The organism is Mesorhizobium sp., from assembly GCF_017306585.1.
GTDB lineage: Bacteria > Pseudomonadota > Alphaproteobacteria > Rhizobiales > Rhizobiaceae > Mesorhizobium.
On record NZ_JAFKIC010000138.1, the window covers coordinates 23324 to 43868 of the forward strand.

Here is a 20545-nt window from a genome sequence, read left to right on the forward strand (position 1 = left end):
AAACGGCATCAGGCGTGTATAGGCACCCGACTTTCTCAGATTTAGGCCCCGACATGGCCCTTTCACGAGGGCGGGCGGGGCTTTTGACCATGTAGTGGAGCATATCCATGGCCGTTCCGAAACGCAAAACCTCTCCGTCCAAGCGCGGCATGCGCCGCTCGGCCGACGCCCTCAAGGCCCCGACCTATGTCGAGGACAAGAATTCCGGCGAAATGCGCCGCCCGCATCACATCGACCTGAAGACCGGCATGTATCGCGGCCGCCAGGTGCTGACCCCCAAGGAAGGCTGAAACCAGCTTTTCTGAAGGACTGAGTTACAAAAGACCGGCCCCTGGCCGGTCTTTTTGCGTTTGGCGGCATTGATCGACCGCCGCTCCCGGCTTGGGCCGCATCGCCGGCATCTTCCGGCTTGATCTCCCGTATCGCGGCTTCGGCGCACCCCCAAAGCATGGTGACCGCCTGTCGTGTGGCCCATCGCCGCCCGGCATCAGCCACCGAACTCTCTCCCAGAACAGAACCGCGCATCTCCGGGCTGCATAAGCGCATCCCCGGCGTGCGATGCTTTTCGGCTGGTATGGCATTGTCAGAGACGGTTTCTTATGCAATTTTCAAAATAATAGTCGGAAATCGACACCAAAGGGGAGTTGCATGTGGGATTTCGTCAGCACCAGTGATCTGGACGATACCGAGCAGGCGGTGCTTTCCCAGCTCAAGGTCGACGGGAGGATGTCGAGCGTCGATATCGCCAAGCGCATCGGCGTCACCGAGGCGACAGTGCGGCGCAAGATGGCGCGCGTGCTCGAGGATCCGGATATCTCGATCCAGGCCGTGGTGCGGCCGCTGCGCAGCGATGTCGGCATCGCCGCCATTGTCGGGCTCGATGTCGACCGCGAGCACATCATCAGCGTCGCGCGCAAACTTTCCGAATACTCGTTCGTCGACAGCGTCTACGCCATGACCGGACCGTTCGACATCATCATCCAGCTCACCTTGCCATCGACGACCAGCCTGCACGACTTCCTGGTCGGCGAACTGGCCAGTGTTCCCGGGATCAAGGATTCCGAGAGCTACATGATCGGCCGCGTGTTCAAGCACTCCGGCCGGGCCTACCAGCGCAGCAAAACAGAAGAAAAAAGAGGGTAAAACAATGGGTAGATTCTTTTCCGCATCGCGTCGCCGCGTCCTGTCCGTGCTTGCCGCCGCGCCGCTCTTCCTCTCACTGGTCTCGGCCGGGCATGCCGACGGGCTGGTCGACCAGATCAAGCAGCGCGGCACGATCGTCGTCGGCACCGAAGCCGCGTTCGAGCCGTTCGAGTTCGTGCGCGACGGCCAGATCGTCGGCTACAACAAGGACATTCTGGACTATGTGGTCAGCCAGCTCGGCGTGAAGCTCGACCAGCTCAACCTGCCGTTCCAGGGACTGCTGCCTGGCTTGCTGGCCAAGAAGTTCGACCTGATGGCGACGTCGACCGGCATCAATCCGGAGCGGGCGGCGAAATATGCCTATACGCGGCCGACGGGTTCCTTCGAGAATGTCATCGTGGTGCGCGCCGACGAGGAGCGCATCAAGAAGCCGGAAGACATCAACGGCATGGTGGTGGCAACGCAGCTTGCGTCCTCCGTGCAGCCGATCATCGAGGCCTATGACAAGGAGCTCAAGGACAAGGGCGGCAAGGGCGTCGGCGAGCTGAAGCTGTTCACGTCCTTCCCCGAGACGCATGTCGCGCTCGCTTCCGGCCAGGTCGATGCCATCGTCATCGCTTCACCCTCGGCGGCGGTGCTGATGAAGAACGTTCCCGATACCTACAAGGTCGTCGGCTCGATCGGGGAGTTCTCCTATCTCTCCTGGGTCGTGCGGCCGGAGGACAAGGACCTGCGCGAATTCATCAACGCCAAGATCGGCGAGATGAAGGACAGCGGCAAGCTGAAGGAGCTGCAGCTCAAATGGTTCGGCTTCGAGATGAAGACGCCGGACCAGGGCTATCTCCCGCCCGGTGCGCTCTGAGCCGTTTCATTCCCTGATCATGTCTGGCGCGGGGCGGGCGATGCGCTGCCCACTGCTATCGCTCGCGCCGATGCCAGACGATGTCTCTTCGCTCGGGTTGAAAAATGTTCCATTTTTCAAAGACGCTGACTTTCCTGCCGCAATTTCTGACGGGCGCGGCCATCACGCTTGGGGTCTCGGCCCTGGGCTTCCTGGTCGGGACGTTGATCGGCTTCGGCCTGCTCGCCTGCGGCCGGTCGCGATGGCGCGTGGTCCGCTGGATCGGCGCGCTCTACACAAGCTTCATCCGCGGCACGCCGCTGATCGTGCAGATCTTCGTCGTCTACTACGTGCTGCCGGGCCTGGTCGGCATCGACCTGCCGCCGCTTCTGGCGGGCGTTCTGGCACTCTCCTTCAACAGCGCGGCCTTCGTCGCCGAGATCCTGCGCGCGGGGCTTACGCGCATTCCCTCCGGCCAGTACGAGGCGGCCAAGGCGCTCGGGCTCAAACCGGTCGTCACCTGGTTCAAGATCATCATGCCGCAGCTCATGCGCTCCATCATCCCGCCCATGGTCAACGAGTTCACCATGCTGGTGAAGGCCTCGTCGATCCTGTCGGTGATCGCCGTGGCTGAACTCACCCACACCGCACAGAACATCATGAACGTCACCTATCGGCCGGTCGAAGCGTTCTGCGTCGCGGCGGTGCTCTACTTCATCGTGCTGTTCTCCTGCAGCCTTCTGACCCGGCATCTGGAGCGCAAGGCGGGAGGGGCGCGGGCATGAGCTTCGACTTCGCGGTCATCACGGACAACTGGCAGATCCTGGCCAGGGGCTTCGGCAACACGGTGCTGATGTGCGCGGTGTCGCTGCCGCTCGGCTTCGCGCTCGGCGTCGTGCTGGCGCTGGTGCGGCTGCGGGGCGGGCGAGTGCCGGCCGCGATCGTCTCGGCCTATGTGGAGCTCTTCCGCAACATTCCATTCCTGATCCAGATCTTCCTGCTGTTCTATGCCTTGCCGATGTTCGGCATCCGGCTGTCGCCGGTGGTTGTTTCGATCGGCGCGCTGTCGGCCTATGCCAGCGCCTATTCCGCCGAGATCATCCGGGGCGCGATCCAGTCGATCTCATATGGACAGGTCGAGGCCGGCTACGCGCTGGGGCTGCGCTACCTCACCATCTTCCGCAAGATACTGGTGCCGCAGGTGCTGGGCTACATCCTGCCGGCGGCCACCAACCTCACCATCACGCTGATCAAGGAATCGGCGATCCTGTCGGCGATCACCGTCCCCGAACTCACCTACATGGCCCAGAACATCATCGGCCGCACCTTCTCGCCGGTGGAGATCTTCACCGCCATCGCATTGCTGTACTGGGGGCTGACCGCCCTTGTCGCGGCGATCTCGCGCAGCCTGGAGCACAGGCTGCAGCCCCATCTCGCGGCCCGCCGGGGCGCCTGATCCAAAAGCCTTCAACATGAGAGGAAACCCAATGTCCAAACTCACCACCGCGCCGCGCGATGTCTTCCAGACATTCATGAACTTCCCCCTGGTCGAGGATCTCGACACGCTGAAGGCAGATGTCGCGATCATCGGCATGCCGTATGGCGACCCCTATACGATCGACGAGCTGATCAACGACCAGACCAATGCGCCAACCGCGGTGCGGCGCGCGTCCAAGCGCATCAGCCAGGCGCTGGACCGCTATGATTTCGACATTGGCGGGCCGGTCTTCGCCGGCCAGGACATCAAGGTGGTCGATGTCGGCGACGTGCCCGGCAACGCGGCCGATCATGTCGGCCACTACAAGCGCGCCGAGCAGGCGATCCGCAAGATTCGCGCCGCCGGCGCGCTGCCGATCACCATCGGCGGCGACCACGGCATTCCGATTCCGATCTTCCGTGCGCTCGACGGCGAAGGCCCGATCACACTGGTGCAGCTCGACGCCCATCTCGACTGGCGCGACAATGTCAACGGCGTCAAAGAAGGCTATTCAAGCACCATCCGCCGGGCTTCGGAGATGGCGCATATCAAGGATATCTTCCAGGTCGGCGTTCGTGGCCAGGGCAGCGCGCGCACCGAGGAGGTGGAGGCGGCCCGCGCCTATGGCGCCAACATCATCACCACCAATGAATGGCAGGATATCGGCACGGCGGCGCTGTTGAAACGCATCCCCGATGGCGGCCGCTACTATCTCACCATCGACGCCGACGGGCTGGATCCGGCCGTCATGCCGGCGGTCGAGGGGCCGCAGCCGGGCGGCATCAGCTACCGCCAGACGATCGAGCTCATCCAGGGCCTTATCGGCAAGGGCAAGCTTGTCGGCATGGACATCGTCGAGATCGCGCCGGCGCGCGATGTCAACGAGATCACCTCGATGACGGCAGGCCACATCATCCTCAACGTCATCGGCGCCGCGGTGCGCGCCGGTTACTTCAAGCGCTGAGTCCTTGTCGCTTGCTTCCTGTCGGCCGGGCAGCCGGCCGACAGGATTTATTGCATGCGGTCTTCGACCGTGTTCGCGGCTTTGCACGAAAAATCTTGACGGCGCGCCTGTGGGGCATTGTACAGAAGATGCCCCCAAATGGAGACGCCAGATGTTTGGTGCCGTCCCGCTCCTGATCGTGCCCTTCGTGCTCTACAATCTCGGCCTGCTTGGAATATTCGGCGGCGGCGACGATCCGTGGGCGAGTGAAGTCTTCTCGTTCCGCATGATGTCGGGCGGTGTGTTTTCGATGACACTCGGCGACCTGATGGTGCTGATCGGGCTGATCTTCCTGTTCCTCGAAATGGTGAAGTCGGCACGCACCACGACCGCGTCGATCATGGATCATCTGCTGTCGACGCTGGTCTTCGTCGCTTTTCTGGTCGAGTTCCTGCTGGTCAAGGGCGCGGCGCACTCCATCTTCTTCACGCTGATGATCATCGCGCTGTTCGATGTGCTTGCCGGCTTCGCCGTATCGATGCGCTCGGCCAGCCGCGACATCAACTTCAACTGAGGTCTCAGCCCGGATCGGCGGTGAAGCCGGCGGCCTCGATGCCGGCGATTGCTGCTGCCTCGTCATTGTCCGACGTGTCGCCGGAAATGCCGACGGCGCCGATGATTTGCCCCGCCTTGTCGCGGATCAGCACGCCGCCGACCACCGGCAGCACGCGTCCGCCCGAAACGTCGGAGATGCCGGCAACCAGGTGCGGACGTTCCCTGGCGAAGGCCTCGACCTTGCGCGAGCCCATGCCGATGGCCAGCGCGCAATAGGCCTTGCCATCAGACATTTGCGGGCGCAGGAACGAGGCGCCGTCCTGGCGCTGGAAGGCTACCAGATGTCCGCCGGCATCCAGAACCGAGACGCCGAGCGGCTTGAGCTTGAGGTCGGCGCCTTTGGCGAAGGCGGCATCGATGATCACCTTGGCTTTTTCGAGCGGCAGTGCGGTCATGGCGTTCTCCTGTTTGGTAGGTCAGTCTTCGGCGGCCCGCCGGACGAAGCAATCCCGGTTCCGGTTGAAACTGCTTCTCGCGGGCGGAGGGATGAGAGGCGGCGCCTGTGGGGACAGCACCGTCGGATGCGCCGCACCGAAATGCGGCCGACAGCCTTATGGCGGGGCAGGGACCGAGGTTGCCTAAATCGCGTCACGCTGAAACGGATTCGGGCGACGCGCTTTAAGGCTTTGTTTTGATGCATGTCGTTGTTCCAGAACCGCTGCACACTTCTGGGCGACATGCATTAGAGGGCAGGCGTTACTTCTTCTTGGCGCGGGCCGGCTTCGTGGCAGGCGCGGCCGCTGCGTTGGCGAGGTCTTCGGCTTCCTTGGCAAGCCGTAGCGCCCGCAGCTTGTCGGTCTTGGCCTTGCGGGCGTCGCTCTCGGCGGCATATTCCGCCATCGCTTTCTGACGGACAGTTGCGGCCTCTTCCTGCTTCTTGAAGCGCAGATCGGCGCGCGCGCGGGCAGTATCCCTAGAGTTCTCGACCAAGAGCCTATCCAATCCCGTCAGATCTGATTTTCCGCCTGTTGTAGCAGAGCCAGCCGCTCAACGGGGAAAATAGTTGCTCACGCGGCCGGGCTGGCGCGGAGAGCCTTGCCGGCGACCACCGCTTCATAGGCGGCCTGCAGGGTCTCGCGCACCGAAGGGCCAGACGCGGGGTCGAGCGGCGTGCCCAGATGATCATGGCGCAACTCGTCCATGAACTTGTCCCACATTGGCGGGCCGCCCTTTTCAAGGAGCTCGGCGCGGATCGAGAGTTCCTCGGTCGTCGGCAGCCAGACGCGGCCCCAGGCACCGAGATGGGCCAGGATCGGCACCAAGGTGATGGCCATCTCCGTCAGGCTGTAGATCGCCTTCTGCTTGTGGCTGGGGTCGTCGGCCTTGGTCAGCATGCCCAATTCCATCAGCCGCTTCAGCCGGTCGGCGAGGATGTTGGAGGCAATGCCTTCCATCGATCCGTTGAGCAGTTCGCGAAAATGGCGCCTGCCGCCGAAAATCATGTCGCGAAGGATAATCAGGCTCCAGCGGTCGCCAAACACCTCCAGCGACAGATTGATCGGGCAACCAGAGCGGCGATCGAGGCTCATTCCATGTCTCCACAAAACCAGTTGCATTATCGTATCAGTTTGGGTAGCGTGCAACTGATTTCAAAATGCAATCAGTTTAGGAGACCCAGAATGACATCAGCACAACCCACAATCGTGTCCGAGACATTCGGCGATCCTGGAAATCCGGCAGTGCTGCTGATCATGGGGGCCATGGCATCCATGCTCTGGTGGCCGGAGAAGCTTTGCCGGGCCCTTGCCGATGCGGGCCTGTTCGTGATCCGTTACGACAATCGCGACACCGGTCATTCAACCAAGTATCCGCCGGGAAAGCCGCCCTACACATTCGACGACATGGCAGACGACGCGATTGGCGTGCTCGACAGGCACGACATCGACAGGGCGCATGTCGCCGGCATGTCGATGGGTGGCATGATCGCGCAGCTCGTGGCGCTCAAGCACCCCGCCCGGGTCGCGTCGCTGACCGTGATCAGCAGCTCGCCTGTTGGCATGGACACCTCGCATCTGCCGAAGATGAGCGCTGCCTATATCGAGCACTCCGCCGGCGGTGCCGACGTCGACTGGTCGGACTGCGGCCAGGCGATCGACTTCGTGGTCAGGGATGCCAGGGCGATCGCCAGCGTCGCGCATCCGTTCGACGAGGCCCGGATGCGAGCCTTCATCGAGCAGGATTATGACCGTTCAGGCGGGTTCCTGAGCGCGACCAATCATTTCATGCTCGAAGGCGGTGATGAGCGGAAGGGCCGGCTGGATGAGATGAAGGCGCCGTTGCTGGTCATCCATGGCACGGCGGATCCGATCTTCCCGATCGAACATGGCGAAGCCCTGGCCGACGCGGCGCCCGGCGCGAAACTTCTTCGGATCGAAGGCGGCGGCCACGAACTGCACAGGCAGGACTGGCCGGAAATCGTCGCCGCCATGCTTGCCCACATCCGGTCCCACTGAGCCTCTTCGGGAGGCCGGCCTTGACGGCCAGGTTCCGTCGCAATAGTTAAGTAAATGCTTCAGTGTTTGTCGTCTCCGGCCACTGACGGTCCACATGCAGGATGAGAGAAAATGTCCCTGACCCTTTATTTCCATCCCCTGGCTTCTTTCTGCTGGAAGCCGCTGATCGCGCTCTATGAGAACGCCACGCCCTTTGCGCCCGTCATCGTCGATCTCGGCGACGAGCAATCGCGCGCGGCCTTCCTGAAGATTTCGCCGACCGGCAAGATGCCGGCGCTGCGCGACGACGCGCGCGGCCGCACGATCCTGGAATCGACCATCGTCATCGAATATCTGGCCGCTCACTATCCAGGGGCGCTGGAACTCGTACCCGCCGATATCGACCGGGCGCTGGCGGTCCGCCAGGCCGACCGCTTCTATGATTTCTACGTCCAGGAACCGATGCAGAAGATCGTCGCCGACCGGTTGCGGCCACAGGACAAGACCGATCCGTTCGGTGTCGAGCAGGCGCGCGGCCAGTTGCGAAATTCCTACGCCATCATCGAGCAGGAGATGCAGTCGAGGGAGTGGGCGGTGGGGGATACCTTCACCATGGCCGACTGCGCGGCGTCTCCCGCGCTCTTCTACGCCAACAAGGTCGAACCGTTCGGCGACAGCTATCCCGCCGTCAAGCGCTATCACGACCGCCTGTTGCAGCGTCCCGCCTTCGCCAGGGTGATCGAGGAGGCCCAGCCCTACTTCAAGTTCTTCCCCTACAACAACGGCTGATCGCGATGCTGCACGATCCCGCCCAGCTCGACCTGATGTTCCAGGCGCTCGCCGATCCGGCGCGGCGCCAGATGGTCGACCGGCTGTCGCGCGGCCCGGCTTCCGTCAGCCAGCTGGCCGAACCGCTGGCGATGTCGCTGTCGGCCGTTGTCCAGCACCTGAACCTGCTGGAGGCGAGCGGCCTGGTGCGCACGCAGAAGGTCGGGCGGGTGCGCACCTGCCAGATCGAGCCCAAGGCGCTGCGGGCGGCCGAGCACTGGATCAACGAGCGGCGCCTCTCCTGGGAACGCCGGCTCGACCGGCTCGGCGATTTCCTGGTGGAAACCAAGGACGAGACCTGAAGGAGGCCATGATGACCGAACCATCCGTAAGCCATGCGACGATCGTGCTGGAGCGCGTCTACGACGCCTCGCCGGCACGGGTCTTCCAGGCGCTCGCCGACCCAAAGGCACGCGCCCGCTGGGGGACGCCGTCGAAAAATGTCGAGCTCGTCTACGACAAGACCGACTTCCGCGTCGGCGGTCTGGACATCAGCCGCTGCGGGCCGCGCGGCAAACTGATCTATCGCGTCGAGACCCGCTACGTCGACATCGAGCCGGATCAGCGCATCGTCTCGACGGAGCTGGTTTGCGAGGGCTGGAACCGGCTCTCCGTGTCGCTGATCACGGTCGAACTTCAGGCGCTGGGCACGTCGACGCGGCTGGTGCTGACAGACCAGATCGCCGCTTTCGGCGGCAAGGACATGATCGCCGGCAGCCAGGCCGGCTTCGACGCGGCCTTGGACAATCTCGCTGCCGAATTCATGGCCGAGACCGCCGATGGTTGAGGCGGCAAGCCTTGAAAGCACCCCAGCCTGAAACCAAAGGAGCACTCATCATGTCCGGCAAGAGCAGATCCGACTTTGTTCGGGGTTACTTCGCTGCCTTCCAGGCCGGGGATCGCGCGGCCATGGAAACAGCCCTGAGCGACGACTTCACCTTCACCAGCCCCTATGACGATGCCATCGATCGAGCGGCCTATTTCGATCGTTGCTGGCCCAACAGCAAGCTCTTCCGCTCGATGACGATCGAAAGGATCGGCGAGGATGGCGACGGCGCCTTTGTCCTCTACAACTGCGAGACCGTGGACGGCAGGACGTTCCGCAACACCGAACTGCACCGGTTTCAAGGCGACAGGCTGCGCAGCGTCGAAGTCTATTTCGGCGCCACCTACCGGGCCGGCGTCTTCATTCCCCAGAACAAATCGAACTGACCAGCGAGGAAGCAATCCATGACCGAACGTTCCGTCGTCCATTCCACCTTCGTGATCGAGCGTCTCTACCCGGCGGCGCCGTCGAAGGTCTTCTTCGCGCTCAGCAATCCGGACGCCAAGCGGCGCTGGTTCGCCGATCCCGACAATCCCAGGCCCAATCGTCATGAGATGGACTTCCGCATCGGCGGCAAGGAGGTCAATGCCGGCGGTCCCAAGGACGGTCCGATCCACGTCTACACCGCCACCTATCAGGACATCGTGCAGGACCAGCGCATCGTCTACAGCTACGACATGCTTTTCGGCGCGACCCGCATATCGGTGTCGTTGGCCACGATCGAACTTTTCGCCGAGGGCACGGGGACACGGCTGGCGCTGACCGAGCAGGGCGCTTTCCTCGACGGCCATGACACATCGGAGACGCGCGAGCACGGAACCGGGGTGCTGCTCGATCTGCTCGGCGCCTTTCTGGCTTCGAATAGTTGAATGAGGCTCGTCGGGTCGCCGCCAGAAATGGTCAGGCGTCCCAGAATTGATCGAGCCAGATGTTGAGTTTGAGGAAGCCGGCGTTGCTTACCGTGTAGACGCGCCGGGTTCCCTCCGCCTTCGCATTGACCAGGCCGGCGTCCAGCAACACTTTCAAATGCTGTGATACGGCCGGGCGTGAGACCGGCAGGCCGGCGGCCAACTCGTTGACGGTCTTCGGACCGCGTCGAAGTTCTTCCAGAAGATGGCGCCGATTTGGATCGGCGATCGCCATGAAGGCGTCGGAAAACATCATGCCTCACTTGTGAGGCAAAGTTTTTCGATTCTCAACTGTTTGCTTCTGCTTTTCTTCTTGGATCGAGCCGCAATGCTTCCGGCGTCACCGAGCGGTCCGCCGGCTGGGTCTTGAAGGCGTCGCGATCTCCGATCGGCACCGGCGCGCGGCGGCTGATGCGCAGCAGCGTGTAGCCGGCCAGACTGAGATGGGCGAAGGCGGTGGCCAGGAACAGGCCCTCCGGCCGCATCCAGCCCATCAGGGCGGCGGCCAGTAGCGGCCCGATCATGGTGCCAAAGCCATAGAGCAGCAGCAGGCCGCCGGAAACCTTGACGAAGTCCTCGGCGCGCGCGTGGTCGTTGGCATGCGCCACGGCGATCGAATAGAGCGTGTAGGCGAAGGCGCCGTAAGCGGCGGTGAAGACGATGACGAAAACGCCCGAGCGCGGTTCGAACAGAAAAATCAGAATAGCGAACAGCGCGGCACCAAAGGCCGCGCCCGCCAGCACGAAGCGGCGGTCGGTCTTGTCGGACAGGCGCCCGGCCGGAAGCTGCATGGCGGCGCCGGCCACCACCACCAGGCTCATCATCAGGGCGATCTCGGCCGTGGAAATGCCGATACGGGCGCCATAGACCGCGCCGAGCGTGCCCCAGGCGCCGTTGGCGATGCCGATCAAGAGGCAGGCGATCGCCGAGACAGGCGAGTTGGCGTAGAGGCCCTTGACGTCGAGCTTGACGTCCTGCAGCGGCTTGGGATGCGAGGCGGTCGAAACAGCGGTCGGGATCAGCGACAGGCAGAACAGGATGCCGGTGATCATGAACAGTGACGCCGACTTCACGTCGCCGCCGGCGACGATCATCTGGCCGCCCATGATCGAGGCGTAGGTCACCATCATATAGAGGCCGAACACCGTGCCGCGATTCTCGTTGGTGGCCTTCTCGTTCAGCCAGCTCTCGATGACCATGAAGGCGCCGGCCATGGTGAAACCGGTGAAGGCGCGCAGCAGGATCCAGACATATTCATCGATGATGAGGCCCGTCAGCAGCGCCACGATGGCGCCCGATGCGGCGAAAGCGCCGAAGGCGCGCACATGCCCCGCGCGGCGCACAAGGCGAGGCGCGAAGAAGCAGCCGGTGACGAAGCCGCCGGCCCAGGCCGTGCCCATCAGGCCGAGCGAGGCGGTCGAGAAGCCCTCGACCTGGCCGCGCAACGGCAACAGCAGCCCGTGCAATCCAGACGCCGCCAGAAGAAAAGCAGTGCCGCGAAGCAGCGAGAGGATCGGTCGGTAGGCTGCGAGCATTTTTTGATCCGGCTGAAATCGAGAGGGACGCAAGGTCTGAAGACAGTCGCATTCGGGCTTTTCGGCGGCAGGCCGGCCGGGAATTATCCGCGGCGGAACAGCGCTTCGGCGGCCGACTTGGTGGAGCTCTTTGCCTTGAGCTCCGCTTCCAGCCGCTCGATCTCCTCGCGCAGGATGCCGATGCGTTCGGACAGTTCATCCGCGGAAAGTAGCGACAGATCCTGCCCGATTTCATGCGGGCGCGGCTTTTTCCTGGGTTCGTCGTCGAAGATCGCCATCGTCGCTCCTCCCTGCGTCACCGGATTGGCCATTTGCCTGATTTGGCAATCAGCATACATAGGGCAGGGGCGTCGATGCAAACAGCCGATATGGCGCGGCGAAGAAGACAGGAAATCTCATGGCGAGCGGACAGAAAATTCCGGAACGGATGACGGCGATCGCGATCTCGGAACCCGGTGGCCCCCGGGTGCTGAAACCGGAAACACGCGATGTTCCCTTGCCCGGCCCGGGCGAGATCCTGATCAAGGTGCACGCCGCCGGCGTCAACCGGCCTGATGTCCAGCAGCGCAAGGGCGCCTATCCGCCGCCGCCCGGCGCCTCGGACCTGCCGGGCCTCGAGGCGTCCGGCGAAGTGGCCGCCCTTGGCGACGGGATATCGCGCTGGCGCATCGGCGACCGGGTCTGCGCGCTCACCCCCGGCGGCGCCTATGCCGAATATGTCAAGGTTCATGCCGGCTCGGTGCTGCCGCTGCCGGCCGGTTTCACCCACACCGAAGCAGCGGCGGTGCCGGAAAACTACTTCACCGTCTGGCACAATGTGTTCGAGCGCGGCGGGCTGAAGAAGGGCGAAACGCTGCTCGTCCATGGCGGCTCGTCCGGCATAGGCACGACGGCGATCCAGCTTGCCTCGGCCTTCGGGGCCTATGTCATCACCACCGCCGGCAGCAAGGAAAAGTGCGACGCCTGCCTGAAGCTCGGAGCGGACCGCGCGATCAACTATCGTGAGCAGGATTTCGTCACTGCGGTGAAGGAGGCGACTGATGGCAAGGGCGCCAATGTGATCCTCGACATGGTCGGCGGCGACTATGTCCAGCGCAATTACGAGGCCGCCGCCGTCGAGGGCCGCATCGTCCAGATCGCCGTGCAGGGAGGTGCCGTGGCGAGCGCCGATTTCTCCAAGATCATGGTCAAGCGGCTCACCCATACCGGATCGACGCTGAGGCCGCGCACGGTCGAGTTCAAGGCGGCGATCGCGGCGGCGCTGGAGGCGCAGGTGTGGCCACTGCTCGGCACCCGCAAGGTCGCTCCGGTCATGGACATGATCTACCCGCTCACCGATGCCTGGCGGGCGCATGAACGGATGGAGGAGGGCGAGCATATCGGCAAGATCGTGCTCGACGTCGGCTAGGACGCGTCGATATTCAGGTGAGGCCGGCCTGCGAATGGTGGCTTCCTGCGCTTCCGGTGCTCACGTACTTTAAGTACGCTCCGCTCCGGTTCTCGGAACCCATCATTCTCGGCTCGGCCTGACCTGAATCTCGACGCGTCCCGGCGTGGGTGTCGCTGCTTACGAGATGAACAGAAGCTTAATGGTGCAATGCAGCATTTGCATCATTGCTATGCAAAATCGGCCGTTCAAGTCGGGGTCGATGATGACTATTTGAGCATCATCGAAACGAACACCCCATCAGGAGGACTATCATGAACCCGATCCGCGCTTTCCGTAACTGGCGCATGTACAACGAGACCGTGCGTGAACTGAACCGTCTCAACGCTCGTCAGCTCAGCGACCTCGGCATCAACCGCGCCGACATCGAGCGGATCGCCCGTCAGGCGATCTAACTCGGGACGATCCGGCCTTCGGGCCGGTTCATTCAGGGAAGTAGAGCTGTCGCAGACGCATGCCGTCTCCGGTTCCGAGCCCGCTGGACACCGTCCAGCGGGTTTTGTCTTTTTGGGGTCAGAAGGGGCGATCCTAACAACGCTGAAATAACGCGCTTGCCGAAACAGGGTATCGGGCAGACTTGACCTTCGTTTTCAGAATGGCATCTTGGTAGCGGAGACCGGTTACCGCGTGAGGGCGTGGTGGTCAGGCCGGCAGCATACAGCGCTGAAGAAGGCTCACGCCCGATGTTCGATGATCTTATCGATAAGATCTACGAGGCTGCTTTTGTGCCGGACCTATGGCCGGCGGCACTGGGAGACATAAATGCGGCCTCCACCTCGGTCGGCGGAGCAGTGTTTCTTTTCGCGGACGGCCAGCCCGTACGCGGCAGGACGGTGCCGCTGCTACAGGACCTGCTGAGCGAATTTCTTCTGGGCGATACGCTGCAGTTCTCGACAGCGGTTTCGCGCATGTGCGCGGTGCAGCCGGCAAGCTTCGTGGATGTCGAAAGCTTCCTGACTGCCGAGGAAATCGAAAACGACCCTGTCAGGGTTCGCCTGCGCGCGCTCGGCATTGGCGCGCACACCTGCCCGCCATCCCGATGCCGAGCGGCGAACTGGCGATCTTTGTGTTCCAGCGAGCGCTTGGCGAAGGCCGCTACGACCGCGGCAGCTTCGACGTGCTCGACGCCTTGCGTCCGACCATGGCGCGAGCCAGCCTGATCGCAGCCAGGCTCGGCGTCGAGCGCGCCAGGGGAACGGTGGCGGCCATGACGGCCATTGGTCTTCCAGCCGCTGTGCTTTCATTGAGTGGGCGCGTGCTCACGGCCAATCCTCTGTTTGAAGCGATGTCATCCGTTTTCCTGCCCGTTGCCTTTGGCGGTCTGGCAATCGCCGAGCCAAATGCCAACCAGCTGTTCCAGGAGGCGATCGTTGCAGCGCGGGGCGAGGCCGAGCCGTCGGTTCGCTCGATTCCTGTTCCGGCAACGGCCGACCGGCAGCCGCTGATCCTGCACCTTCTGCCTTTGCGCCGCGCCGCGCATGAGATTTTCTCCGGCGCCGATATTCTGGTCGCGGCAACGGCGGTCAACGCCAGTTCGATGGTACCCTCGCCGACATTGCTTGCCGGGCTGTTCGATCTGACGCCCGCGGAGGCGCGACTGGCCTCGGCCCTTTCGCAGGGACGGACGCTGACGGAAGCGACCGCGAGCTCCAACATCACCGTGAAGACCGGCAGAAGCTATCTCGAGCGGATATTCGCCAAGACCGGGACGCGTCAGCAAAGCCAGCTTGTCGCGCTGCTCAAAAGCGCGGAACTGCCTCAGATGGCAAAGCGCGGGTCTCAATGAGCATCGAACTGGCCGATCGTGTCTATGAGGCTGCGTTCGTGCCGGAACTCTGGCCGGATGTTTTGGAGCAACTGACGCAGGTTTCCAACTCGGCGGCCGCTTCGCTTGTCCTGTTCAGCGACCGTGGGCCGCCGAAATTCGTCGCGACCGATTTGATCGCGCCGGTGCTGGAAGCTTTCGACGCCGCCGACGGCTGGCAAAGGAGCGAGGAGGTGCAACTCCTGTTTTCCATGACGCCGCCCGCAGCCTTCATCTACGACGCCGACTACTTTCCCGCGGAGGCGCTGGAAAGCAATCATCTTCGCCTCGATCGCACTAGGCCGTTGGGCATAGGCGGGCAGGTCGGCTCGTTCGTCTTCATGCCGACGGGCGAGATGGCGCTCTTTTCGACCGAGCGCTGGCAGCACAATGATCGCCCATCCGGCGACGAGATGGCGCGTCTGAACGGGCTACGACCCCACCTCGCCCGCGCCGGCCTGGTGGCGACAAGGCTTGGGCTGGAGCGCGCCCGGGGAACCGTTTCGGCGATGGAAAAAATGGGGTTGCCCGCCGCTGTTCTTACCTCCACGGGCCGGGCGCTTGCCGTCAACACGCTTCTGGAAGCCATGCCGGCTGTTTTCCGTCCTGCCGCGCATGGGACAATCTCAATCGGCGATGCCGAGGCGAATGGGTTGTTTCAGCGGGCTGTGGAAGCGATGCGCCGTCGCGTGGACGCTTCGGTCCGGTCTATTCCGCTCCAGGCGCGGGACGACAGGCCGCCGCTCATCATTCATCTGCTGCCTCTGCAGCGCTCCGCTCACGATATCTTCGGCGGAGGCGATATTTTGATTGCCGCGACAGCGCTCAGTGCAAGTTCGATGGTTCCGTCGCCTACCTTGCTGACCGGACTGTTCGATCTGACTCCGGCCGAGGCTCGGCTGGCTTCCACCCTTTCGCAAGGCGTTGCCCTGAAAGACGCCGCGGCAGGTTCCAAGATCACCATCAAGACCGCACGCACCTATCTGGAGCGGATTTTCGCCAAGACCGGGACACGCCAGCAAAGCCAACTCGTTGCGCTTCTCAAAGGAGCGGATCGCGTTCCAACGCCCTAGCGGCGCCGCAAGGGCTCGGTGTTCTTGAGCAAGGCGACGAGCTCGCTTTGCTGACGCGTCGCGGTCTTTGCAAAAACGCGTTCGAGATAGGTGCGCCCGGTCTTTACGGTAATACCGGTAGTGGCCGCGATTTCCTTGAGGGAGCGTCCCGAGACCAGGCTGGCGGCCAAACGGGCCTCGGCCGGAGTCAGATCGAAGAGGTGGCGGACATGTGCGTCAAGGCCCTCATGAGCGCGAGGCGTGACTTCGTTGGCGATGATGACCGCACGTCGCTCCCCCTTCAGCCCATAGGCCTGCGTGTCCACGTAAGGCGCGACAGAGAGGACGAGGCGGGGGCGGTCCGATACCTTGTTGTCGGAAGGCACGAGCATAGCGCCTCCCGTTCCCGGCATGATGCCATCGCGCGACGAACAGGCATCAACGACCAGCCTTTGCAGGGAAACCGTGTCCTGCGCGTGCGACAGGACGATTTCCCGGTCTTTCAATTGGAATGGACTACCTGACATGGCCAGCATCGCCTCAGCCGCATTGTTCATCTGCAGCACGCGGCAATTGCCGTTGACCATGAACATGCCGAAAGGCAGATGCGAGAACGCTGAAGCCAGGGCCGAGACATTTTCCAGCTTTCGACTGATGTCTCCGGCGCGCAGCAGATGCGGCGCGAGCTTCTGGAAAAAGTCTATCTGGTCGGAGGGAAACGGGTCCTGCCAGGCGCTCCGATGGACATCGATCATCCAATAGGCCTCCCCCGACGAGAACAGGTTGCAGACCAGTCCGTGATGCATGTCGCGAGGGCGAAACAAATCCTGCCAGACCTCGCTGGCATGCCAGGCGGCTTCGCCCATTATACGCGCATAGTCATGAATCCGGCCGATCGGCAGGACGACTGCCTGCGATCCAATAGGGTCACGCAGATACATTTCCGTGGCGGGTGGTTCGTTAAGCTCCGGATCGTCGACCGTCGATATGGAGCCACCCGCAAGCGGGCCAATGCGAGCTATGCAGCAACGCGACCCTCCCATCGCCTCCCGCAACGCCGTTACGACAAAATGCCATCGCTCCTGGTCGTAAGCGGCTTCGTAGACGTTTCCCACGATGGCTGAGACGTCCTCGACGGTGATATTGGCCATTGTCCCCCGATGGCTGAAATTCCCGTGTCCGCTTGAAACCTAGCGCTGCAACGCAATGAGGCAAGCCGTCAACTCACAGCCCATGTCCGATGATGGTCGACGACGTTCTTTCGGTCCCGACCAAGTGATGTGACGCGATGGCAACACTCATGCACGCGCCGAAAATAGCGGCGCGAAAACGGAACAGTAGTCGGCATATGCCGACTGTTCGAATGTCCAGCCTATGGGCAGTCTCGGCGCCACGAACAGGTATTCAAGGTCCGGTTGACACCGCCGGCCTTGCGGCTTCATCGAAATGGACTGGGCGGGGAAATGACAAGCATTGGAAATTCGGAGAAATCCATCAGCGATGTAGTGACTGCCACATGGAAAGGCGGCCGAGCTCCCGTCTGGTCGGCCTTGATCGTATCAGCGGTGCTGGCGATCGGGCTTGGCACTTCGGCGTCTTACGCCGCCAGTTGCGAGGGTGGTGACGACCACAGCAATCCCAGTTCATTTGCCTGCGGCAATTCCGACACCTTCAGCCCGCATTCGGTGGCGATTGGTGAGTTTGCCCAGTCGGGAGAACCCGATACGACGGATACCTCCAATGTCGCCGTTGGCTTCGATGCCCATGCATCCGGATCGAGCGTCGCCTTAGGCTCCGAGACCAGGGCGGGCGATACCAGCAATGGTATCGAGGACAGCAAGTTTCACACAGCGGTCGGCAATGGAGCCGAAGCCGGACAGGTCATAGGCGCGCAAAGTTCAACCGCGCTCGGCACATTCGCCAAGGCCAATGCTTCTTACGCAACGGTTGCCGGCGCCAACTCGACGGCCAATTTCGATGGCTCGATGGCACTCGGAGCCAATGTCGGCACCACGCGCGAAAACCAGGTGGCGATCGGTAATGGCAACAATACCTATACGCTGGCCGGCGTGGCCTCGCAGGCCAGCATCGATGCCCAGGGCGGTCCGACCTATCTGATGACGACGGATGGCAACGGCAACCTCGCGGCCTCGACATTCGATACGGCGACGCTCGAAGCTCTGCCTGCCCAGGTCTCGCAGAATACGACCGCGATCTCCAACCTGAACACCACCGTCAGCAGTCACACGACGCAGATCAACGCCAATACGGCCGAGCTTGCCGATCACGAAACGCGCATCACCAGCAACACCAATGCGATCGCCGTGCACACCACGCAAATCGCGGATCTCGACACACGGGTCACCACCAACACAAACAACATTACGCAGCTCGACGGGCGTGTCGGCGCCCTGGAAACTGGCTTCCAGGATCTCGGCAGCCGCATCAGCGAGAATCGCACGGAAGCGAGAGCCGGAACGGCGCTGGCTCTGGCCACGGCGGGACTGCGCTATGACGATCGTCCAGGCAAATTGTCCCTGGCTGGCGGATTCGGCAACTTCAAGGGCCAGTCCGGGCTCGCGCTAGGCCTGGGCTACAATCCGAGTCTCGATTTCCGCCTCAATGGCGCGATCTCGGCGACCACCAATCATGGCGATGTCGGCGTCAGCCTCGGCGCATCGTGGACCCTCAATTGATCTTGGCTTGGGCAGCTTTGGCCGCACGCACACGGCGGACCGGCGTGCGGGCAAGCTGTCTTGGGCGGGGGGCGGTCGTTGCCGGCGCTGTCGTAGCGCTGGCGGCGATCGCCGGGCCGCTGCCCCCGGCGAACGCACAGGCCAAGGAAAAGCGGATCGGGCAGAAGGCCGCGCGCGCCGCAGACCTCGATCGCAATGGCGTGCTGATCCTGACAAGAAGTACGCTGCTTGCGCTGGACCATGCAAACAAGACCGGCAACTACACGGTGCTGCGCGATCTTGGCTCGCCTAGTTTCCAGGCAAACAGCGCCGCCAGGCTCGGCGACATCTTCGCAAGTCAGCGTAACCAGGACCTCGACTTCAGCGCGGTTGCCGTGCTGGAGCCGCAATTGACGTTGCTGCCGCAGATAGAGCCCAGCGGAATGCTGCACATGGCTGGTTTCTTCCCATCGGCTCCGTTGCAGATCAACTTCGAGCTTCTGTTCGAACCCGTGGACCGCAAGTGGAAGATCTTCGGTGTCTCGGTCAAGCTGAAGCCCAGCAGCCCGGAGGCCCCGGAGACGCCGGTCGCCGATCAGTCCAAGCCACCGGCACCCGCCCCGCCGCCCGACGCGCCTTCCATCACCGTTCAACAGAAGCCTGCCGCCAAGCCAGCCAAGCCCTGAGCGCAGCGCCAGACCGGCGCCTTTCTCCAAAAACGTTGCGAAACGGTGAGGGAACGGTTATACAGGCCGCGAATTTCCCATTTTGGTGGCTCTAAACCACCGCCCGCGCGGGAACGCGGGCGAACGAGAAGGATTTTTGGAAATGGCCAATACCCTGCTGATGCCCAAGGCGACCGCCGTCTGGCTGGTCGACAACACCGCGCTCTCCTTCGAGCAGATCGCGCAATTCTGCGGGCTGCATCCGCTCGAGGTCAAGGCGATCGCCGACGGCGAATCGGCGCAGGGCATCAAGGGCATGGACCCGATCATGACCGGCCAGCTGACCCGCGACGAGATCGCGCGCGCCGAGAAGGATCCGAACCAGCGCCTGAAACTGTCCGACCCCAAGGTTCGCGTGCCGGAATCCAAGCGCAAGGGTCCGCGCTACACGCCTCTGTCGAAGCGCCAGGACCGGCCTAACGCCATCCTTTGGCTGGTGCGCAACCATCCCGAGCTCAAGGACGCGCAGATTTCTCGGCTCGTCGGCACCACCAAGTCGACGATCGAGCAGATCCGCGAGCGCAAGCACTGGAACTCGGCCAATCTGCAGCCGATGGACCCGGTGACGCTGGGTCTCGCCTCGCAGATCGACCTCGATATGGAAGTCAACCGCGCCTCGCGCGGCCGCGAGCAGGCGCAGCCTGTCGGCGATACGCTGCTGCCGGCGGCCTTGACCGAGCGGCTGGTGCCGGCTGCGGAAAAGCCGAAAGACGAGGATGCCGAACTCGACGCCAATGCGGTGTTCGCCAAGCTTTCGGCGCTCAAGTCGAAGACCGAGGACGCGGACGACGAATAAGATCGTCAATGTCTGCAGGATAGAAAAGCCCGCTTCGAGCGGGCTTTTTCATGATCTCAGTTTCGCGCCGCGCGGTCCGGCGCCATGCCGTAATCCTCGCTGCGCTCCACCGCGCGATAGAAGTCGGCGAGCTGCTTACCGCGTTCCGGCTTGAAGATGCGGCCGGCGATCACCACCGAGGCGATGCGGTCGATGCGGAAGGCGCGGAAGTCGTCGCGCATCTCGCACCAGGCGACCAGCGTCCACACCTTGCCCCAGAACCACAGGCCGAGCGGCCTGATGTCTCGCGCGGTGCCGCGCCCGGCCTCGTCGGAATAATCGATTGTCAGCACCTGGCGTTTCTCGACCGCGCGCTCGATGAGGTCGATCGCCTCGCGGGCGGCGTCGCTGACCACCCACATCGGCGTGTGGATTTCGGTGCGGGCGATGCGGTCCTTCTCGGTGTCGGGCAGCACGGCGCCGATCTTGACCAGCGCCTCGTCGGCGGCGCGTGCCATG

Annotated in this window: 29 protein-coding genes; 21 read left to right on the top strand and 8 right to left on the bottom strand. The window is 63.0% G+C overall.

Features of this window, described 5'->3' with window-relative positions; translation table 11 throughout:
* Positions 1–107: 107 nt before the first annotated feature.
* The 7 genes from rpmF to J0I79_RS14300 all read left to right on the top strand — a co-directional run bounded on the left by rpmF (position 108) and on the right by J0I79_RS14300 (position 4978).
* Entirely contained in the window at positions 108–290 is a 183-nt protein-coding gene (gene rpmF / locus J0I79_RS14270; protein ID WP_008873867.1) for a 50S ribosomal protein L32, read from the top strand.
* Between the two features lie 358 nt (positions 291–648).
* The gene (locus J0I79_RS14275) at positions 649–1143 is read left to right on the top strand and encodes an Lrp/AsnC family transcriptional regulator (protein WP_292859447.1); all 495 of its coding nucleotides are present in this window, start codon (positions 649–651) and stop codon (positions 1141–1143) included.
* Between the two features lie 4 nt (positions 1144–1147).
* Positions 1148–2005 carry a transporter substrate-binding domain-containing protein gene (locus J0I79_RS14280; protein ID WP_292859450.1) on the top strand — a complete coding sequence of 286 codons (858 nt, stop codon included), beginning with the start codon at positions 1148–1150 and terminating at the stop codon, positions 2003–2005.
* Between the two features lie 104 nt (positions 2006–2109).
* Complete coding sequence (locus J0I79_RS14285; protein ID WP_292859453.1) at positions 2110–2769, top strand: amino acid ABC transporter permease; 660 nt, start codon at positions 2110–2112, stop codon at positions 2767–2769.
* Entirely contained in the window at positions 2766–3440 is a 675-nt protein-coding gene (locus J0I79_RS14290; protein ID WP_292859456.1) for an amino acid ABC transporter permease, read from the top strand. Before J0I79_RS14285 ends, J0I79_RS14290 begins: the two co-directional genes overlap by 4 nt.
* 31 nt (positions 3441–3471) lie before the next feature.
* Positions 3472–4425, top strand: coding sequence for an agmatinase (locus J0I79_RS14295; RefSeq protein WP_292859459.1), 954 nt, complete (start codon positions 3472–3474; stop codon positions 4423–4425).
* A 151-nt stretch (positions 4426–4576) separates the two neighbouring features.
* Positions 4577–4978, top strand: coding sequence for a hypothetical protein (locus tag J0I79_RS14300; protein WP_224567033.1), 402 nt, complete (start codon positions 4577–4579; stop codon positions 4976–4978).
* Between the two features lie 4 nt (positions 4979–4982).
* Here J0I79_RS14300 and J0I79_RS14305 read toward each other — a convergent pair whose 3' ends face one another.
* The 3 genes from J0I79_RS14305 to J0I79_RS14315 all read right to left on the bottom strand — a co-directional run bounded on the left by J0I79_RS14305 (position 4983) and on the right by J0I79_RS14315 (position 6548).
* Complete coding sequence (locus tag J0I79_RS14305) at positions 4983–5414, bottom strand: heme-binding protein (protein WP_292859465.1); 432 nt, start codon at positions 5412–5414, stop codon at positions 4983–4985.
* A gap of 301 nt (positions 5415–5715) precedes the next feature.
* The gene (locus tag J0I79_RS14310; RefSeq protein WP_292859468.1) at positions 5716–5949 is read right to left on the bottom strand and encodes a hypothetical protein; all 234 of its coding nucleotides are present in this window, start codon (positions 5947–5949) and stop codon (positions 5716–5718) included.
* A gap of 77 nt (positions 5950–6026) precedes the next feature.
* Entirely contained in the window at positions 6027–6548 is a 522-nt protein-coding gene (locus tag J0I79_RS14315; protein WP_292859471.1) for a helix-turn-helix domain-containing protein, read from the bottom strand.
* Positions 6549–6638: 90 nt separating this feature from the next.
* On the opposite strand from J0I79_RS14315, the gene J0I79_RS14320 reads away from it, so the two are divergent.
* From J0I79_RS14320 to J0I79_RS14345, 6 genes are all read left to right on the top strand, one after another.
* Positions 6639–7472, top strand: a complete 834-nt coding sequence (locus J0I79_RS14320) for an alpha/beta hydrolase (RefSeq protein ID WP_292859474.1) — start codon at positions 6639–6641, stop codon at positions 7470–7472.
* Between the two features lie 111 nt (positions 7473–7583).
* Positions 7584–8240, top strand: a complete 657-nt coding sequence (locus J0I79_RS14325; protein ID WP_292859477.1) for a glutathione S-transferase family protein — start codon at positions 7584–7586, stop codon at positions 8238–8240.
* A gap of 5 nt (positions 8241–8245) precedes the next feature.
* Positions 8246–8581 (top strand): metalloregulator ArsR/SmtB family transcription factor, encoded by a 336-nt coding sequence (locus J0I79_RS14330; protein ID WP_292859480.1) that lies wholly within the window; start codon positions 8246–8248, stop codon positions 8579–8581.
* 11 nt (positions 8582–8592) lie between these two features.
* On the top strand, positions 8593–9066 hold the full coding sequence (locus J0I79_RS14335) for an SRPBCC family protein (protein ID WP_292859484.1): 474 nt from the start codon (positions 8593–8595) through the stop codon (positions 9064–9066).
* 50 nt (positions 9067–9116) lie between these two features.
* Complete coding sequence (locus tag J0I79_RS14340) at positions 9117–9491, top strand: nuclear transport factor 2 family protein (RefSeq protein WP_292859487.1); 375 nt, start codon at positions 9117–9119, stop codon at positions 9489–9491.
* Between the two features lie 18 nt (positions 9492–9509).
* Complete coding sequence (locus J0I79_RS14345) at positions 9510–9974, top strand: SRPBCC family protein (RefSeq protein ID WP_292859490.1); 465 nt, start codon at positions 9510–9512, stop codon at positions 9972–9974.
* Between the two features lie 31 nt (positions 9975–10005).
* Here the strand turns inward: J0I79_RS14345 and J0I79_RS14350 are convergent, their stop codons facing one another.
* From J0I79_RS14350 to J0I79_RS14360, 3 genes are all read right to left on the bottom strand, one after another.
* Positions 10006–10269, bottom strand: a complete 264-nt coding sequence (locus J0I79_RS14350) for a metalloregulator ArsR/SmtB family transcription factor (protein WP_292859493.1) — start codon at positions 10267–10269, stop codon at positions 10006–10008.
* A gap of 31 nt (positions 10270–10300) precedes the next feature.
* Complete coding sequence (locus J0I79_RS14355; RefSeq protein WP_366014441.1) at positions 10301–11548, bottom strand: MFS transporter; 1248 nt, start codon at positions 11546–11548, stop codon at positions 10301–10303.
* Between the two features lie 83 nt (positions 11549–11631).
* Complete coding sequence (locus J0I79_RS14360) at positions 11632–11826, bottom strand: DUF1192 domain-containing protein (RefSeq protein ID WP_292859500.1); 195 nt, start codon at positions 11824–11826, stop codon at positions 11632–11634.
* A 119-nt stretch (positions 11827–11945) separates the two neighbouring features.
* On the opposite strand from J0I79_RS14360, the gene J0I79_RS14365 reads away from it, so the two are divergent.
* From J0I79_RS14365 to J0I79_RS14385, 5 genes are all read left to right on the top strand, one after another.
* On the top strand, positions 11946–12956 hold the full coding sequence (locus J0I79_RS14365; RefSeq protein ID WP_292859503.1) for an NAD(P)H-quinone oxidoreductase: 1011 nt from the start codon (positions 11946–11948) through the stop codon (positions 12954–12956).
* A 293-nt stretch (positions 12957–13249) separates the two neighbouring features.
* A complete protein-coding gene (locus J0I79_RS14370) occupies positions 13250–13390 on the top strand; it encodes a DUF1127 domain-containing protein (protein WP_064987068.1) in 141 nt (46 codons plus the stop codon).
* Positions 13391–13678: 288 nt separating this feature from the next.
* Entirely contained in the window at positions 13679–14155 is a 477-nt protein-coding gene (locus tag J0I79_RS14375) for a hypothetical protein (protein WP_292859506.1), read from the top strand.
* Positions 14062–14781 (top strand): hypothetical protein, encoded by a 720-nt coding sequence (locus tag J0I79_RS14380; RefSeq protein WP_292859509.1) that lies wholly within the window; start codon positions 14062–14064, stop codon positions 14779–14781. Before J0I79_RS14375 ends, J0I79_RS14380 begins: the two co-directional genes overlap by 94 nt.
* On the top strand, positions 14778–15872 hold the full coding sequence (locus J0I79_RS14385) for a helix-turn-helix transcriptional regulator (RefSeq protein WP_292859512.1): 1095 nt from the start codon (positions 14778–14780) through the stop codon (positions 15870–15872). Before J0I79_RS14380 ends, J0I79_RS14385 begins: the two co-directional genes overlap by 4 nt.
* Here J0I79_RS14385 and J0I79_RS14390 read toward each other — a convergent pair.
* A complete protein-coding gene (locus tag J0I79_RS14390; protein WP_292859515.1) occupies positions 15869–17002 on the bottom strand; it encodes a helix-turn-helix transcriptional regulator in 1134 nt (377 codons plus the stop codon). The genes J0I79_RS14385 and J0I79_RS14390 overlap by 4 nt on opposite strands.
* Before the next feature lie 399 nt (positions 17003–17401).
* On the opposite strand from J0I79_RS14390, the gene J0I79_RS14395 reads away from it, so the two are divergent.
* From J0I79_RS14395 to J0I79_RS14405, 3 genes are all read left to right on the top strand, one after another.
* Positions 17402–18547 carry a YadA-like family protein gene (locus tag J0I79_RS14395; protein WP_292859518.1) on the top strand — a complete coding sequence of 382 codons (1146 nt, stop codon included), beginning with the start codon at positions 17402–17404 and terminating at the stop codon, positions 18545–18547.
* Positions 18548–18666: 119 nt separating this feature from the next.
* Positions 18667–19212 carry a hypothetical protein gene (locus J0I79_RS14400; protein ID WP_292859530.1) on the top strand — a complete coding sequence of 182 codons (546 nt, stop codon included), beginning with the start codon at positions 18667–18669 and terminating at the stop codon, positions 19210–19212.
* A 142-nt stretch (positions 19213–19354) separates the two neighbouring features.
* Positions 19355–20047: a DUF1013 domain-containing protein gene (locus J0I79_RS14405; RefSeq protein ID WP_292859521.1), complete on the top strand. Its 693-nt coding sequence runs from the start codon at positions 19355–19357 to the stop codon at positions 20045–20047.
* Between the two features lie 56 nt (positions 20048–20103).
* Here the strand turns inward: J0I79_RS14405 and J0I79_RS14410 are convergent.
* On the bottom strand, positions 20104–20545 hold a 442-nt coding region (locus J0I79_RS14410), incomplete at its 5' end, for a WYL domain-containing protein (RefSeq protein ID WP_292859524.1).

Bases quoted from the DNA above. Each gene is read 5' to 3' on its own strand.
- rpmF (WP_008873867.1), top strand. From the start codon at position 108: ATGGCCGTTCCGAAACGCAAAACCTCTCCGTCCAAGCGCGGCATGCGC.
- J0I79_RS14275 (WP_292859447.1), top strand. From the start codon at position 649: ATGTGGGATTTCGTCAGCACCAGTGATCTGGACGATACCGAGCAGGCG.
- J0I79_RS14280 (WP_292859450.1), top strand. From the start codon at position 1,148: ATGGGTAGATTCTTTTCCGCATCGCGTCGCCGCGTCCTGTCCGTGCTT.
- J0I79_RS14285 (WP_292859453.1), top strand. From the start codon at position 2,110: ATGTTCCATTTTTCAAAGACGCTGACTTTCCTGCCGCAATTTCTGACG.
- J0I79_RS14290 (WP_292859456.1), top strand. From the start codon at position 2,766: ATGAGCTTCGACTTCGCGGTCATCACGGACAACTGGCAGATCCTGGCC.
- J0I79_RS14295 (WP_292859459.1), top strand. From the start codon at position 3,472: ATGTCCAAACTCACCACCGCGCCGCGCGATGTCTTCCAGACATTCATG.
- J0I79_RS14300 (WP_224567033.1), top strand. From the start codon at position 4,577: ATGTTTGGTGCCGTCCCGCTCCTGATCGTGCCCTTCGTGCTCTACAAT.
- J0I79_RS14305 (WP_292859465.1), bottom strand. From the start codon at position 5,414: ATGACCGCACTGCCGCTCGAAAAAGCCAAGGTGATCATCGATGCCGCC.
- J0I79_RS14315 (WP_292859471.1), bottom strand. From the start codon at position 6,548: ATGAGCCTCGATCGCCGCTCTGGTTGCCCGATCAATCTGTCGCTGGAG.
- J0I79_RS14320 (WP_292859474.1), top strand. From the start codon at position 6,639: ATGACATCAGCACAACCCACAATCGTGTCCGAGACATTCGGCGATCCT.
- J0I79_RS14325 (WP_292859477.1), top strand. From the start codon at position 7,584: ATGTCCCTGACCCTTTATTTCCATCCCCTGGCTTCTTTCTGCTGGAAG.
- J0I79_RS14330 (WP_292859480.1), top strand. From the start codon at position 8,246: ATGCTGCACGATCCCGCCCAGCTCGACCTGATGTTCCAGGCGCTCGCC.
- J0I79_RS14335 (WP_292859484.1), top strand. From the start codon at position 8,593: ATGACCGAACCATCCGTAAGCCATGCGACGATCGTGCTGGAGCGCGTC.
- J0I79_RS14340 (WP_292859487.1), top strand. From the start codon at position 9,117: ATGTCCGGCAAGAGCAGATCCGACTTTGTTCGGGGTTACTTCGCTGCC.
- J0I79_RS14345 (WP_292859490.1), top strand. From the start codon at position 9,510: ATGACCGAACGTTCCGTCGTCCATTCCACCTTCGTGATCGAGCGTCTC.
- J0I79_RS14350 (WP_292859493.1), bottom strand. From the start codon at position 10,269: ATGATGTTTTCCGACGCCTTCATGGCGATCGCCGATCCAAATCGGCGC.
- J0I79_RS14355 (WP_366014441.1), bottom strand. From the start codon at position 11,548: ATGCTCGCAGCCTACCGACCGATCCTCTCGCTGCTTCGCGGCACTGCT.
- J0I79_RS14360 (WP_292859500.1), bottom strand. From the start codon at position 11,826: ATGGCGATCTTCGACGACGAACCCAGGAAAAAGCCGCGCCCGCATGAA.
- J0I79_RS14365 (WP_292859503.1), top strand. From the start codon at position 11,946: ATGGCGAGCGGACAGAAAATTCCGGAACGGATGACGGCGATCGCGATC.
- J0I79_RS14370 (WP_064987068.1), top strand. From the start codon at position 13,250: ATGAACCCGATCCGCGCTTTCCGTAACTGGCGCATGTACAACGAGACC.
- J0I79_RS14375 (WP_292859506.1), top strand. From the start codon at position 13,679: ATGTTCGATGATCTTATCGATAAGATCTACGAGGCTGCTTTTGTGCCG.
- J0I79_RS14385 (WP_292859512.1), top strand. From the start codon at position 14,778: ATGAGCATCGAACTGGCCGATCGTGTCTATGAGGCTGCGTTCGTGCCG.
- J0I79_RS14390 (WP_292859515.1), bottom strand. From the start codon at position 17,002: ATGGCCAATATCACCGTCGAGGACGTCTCAGCCATCGTGGGAAACGTC.
- J0I79_RS14405 (WP_292859521.1), top strand. From the start codon at position 19,355: ATGGCCAATACCCTGCTGATGCCCAAGGCGACCGCCGTCTGGCTGGTC.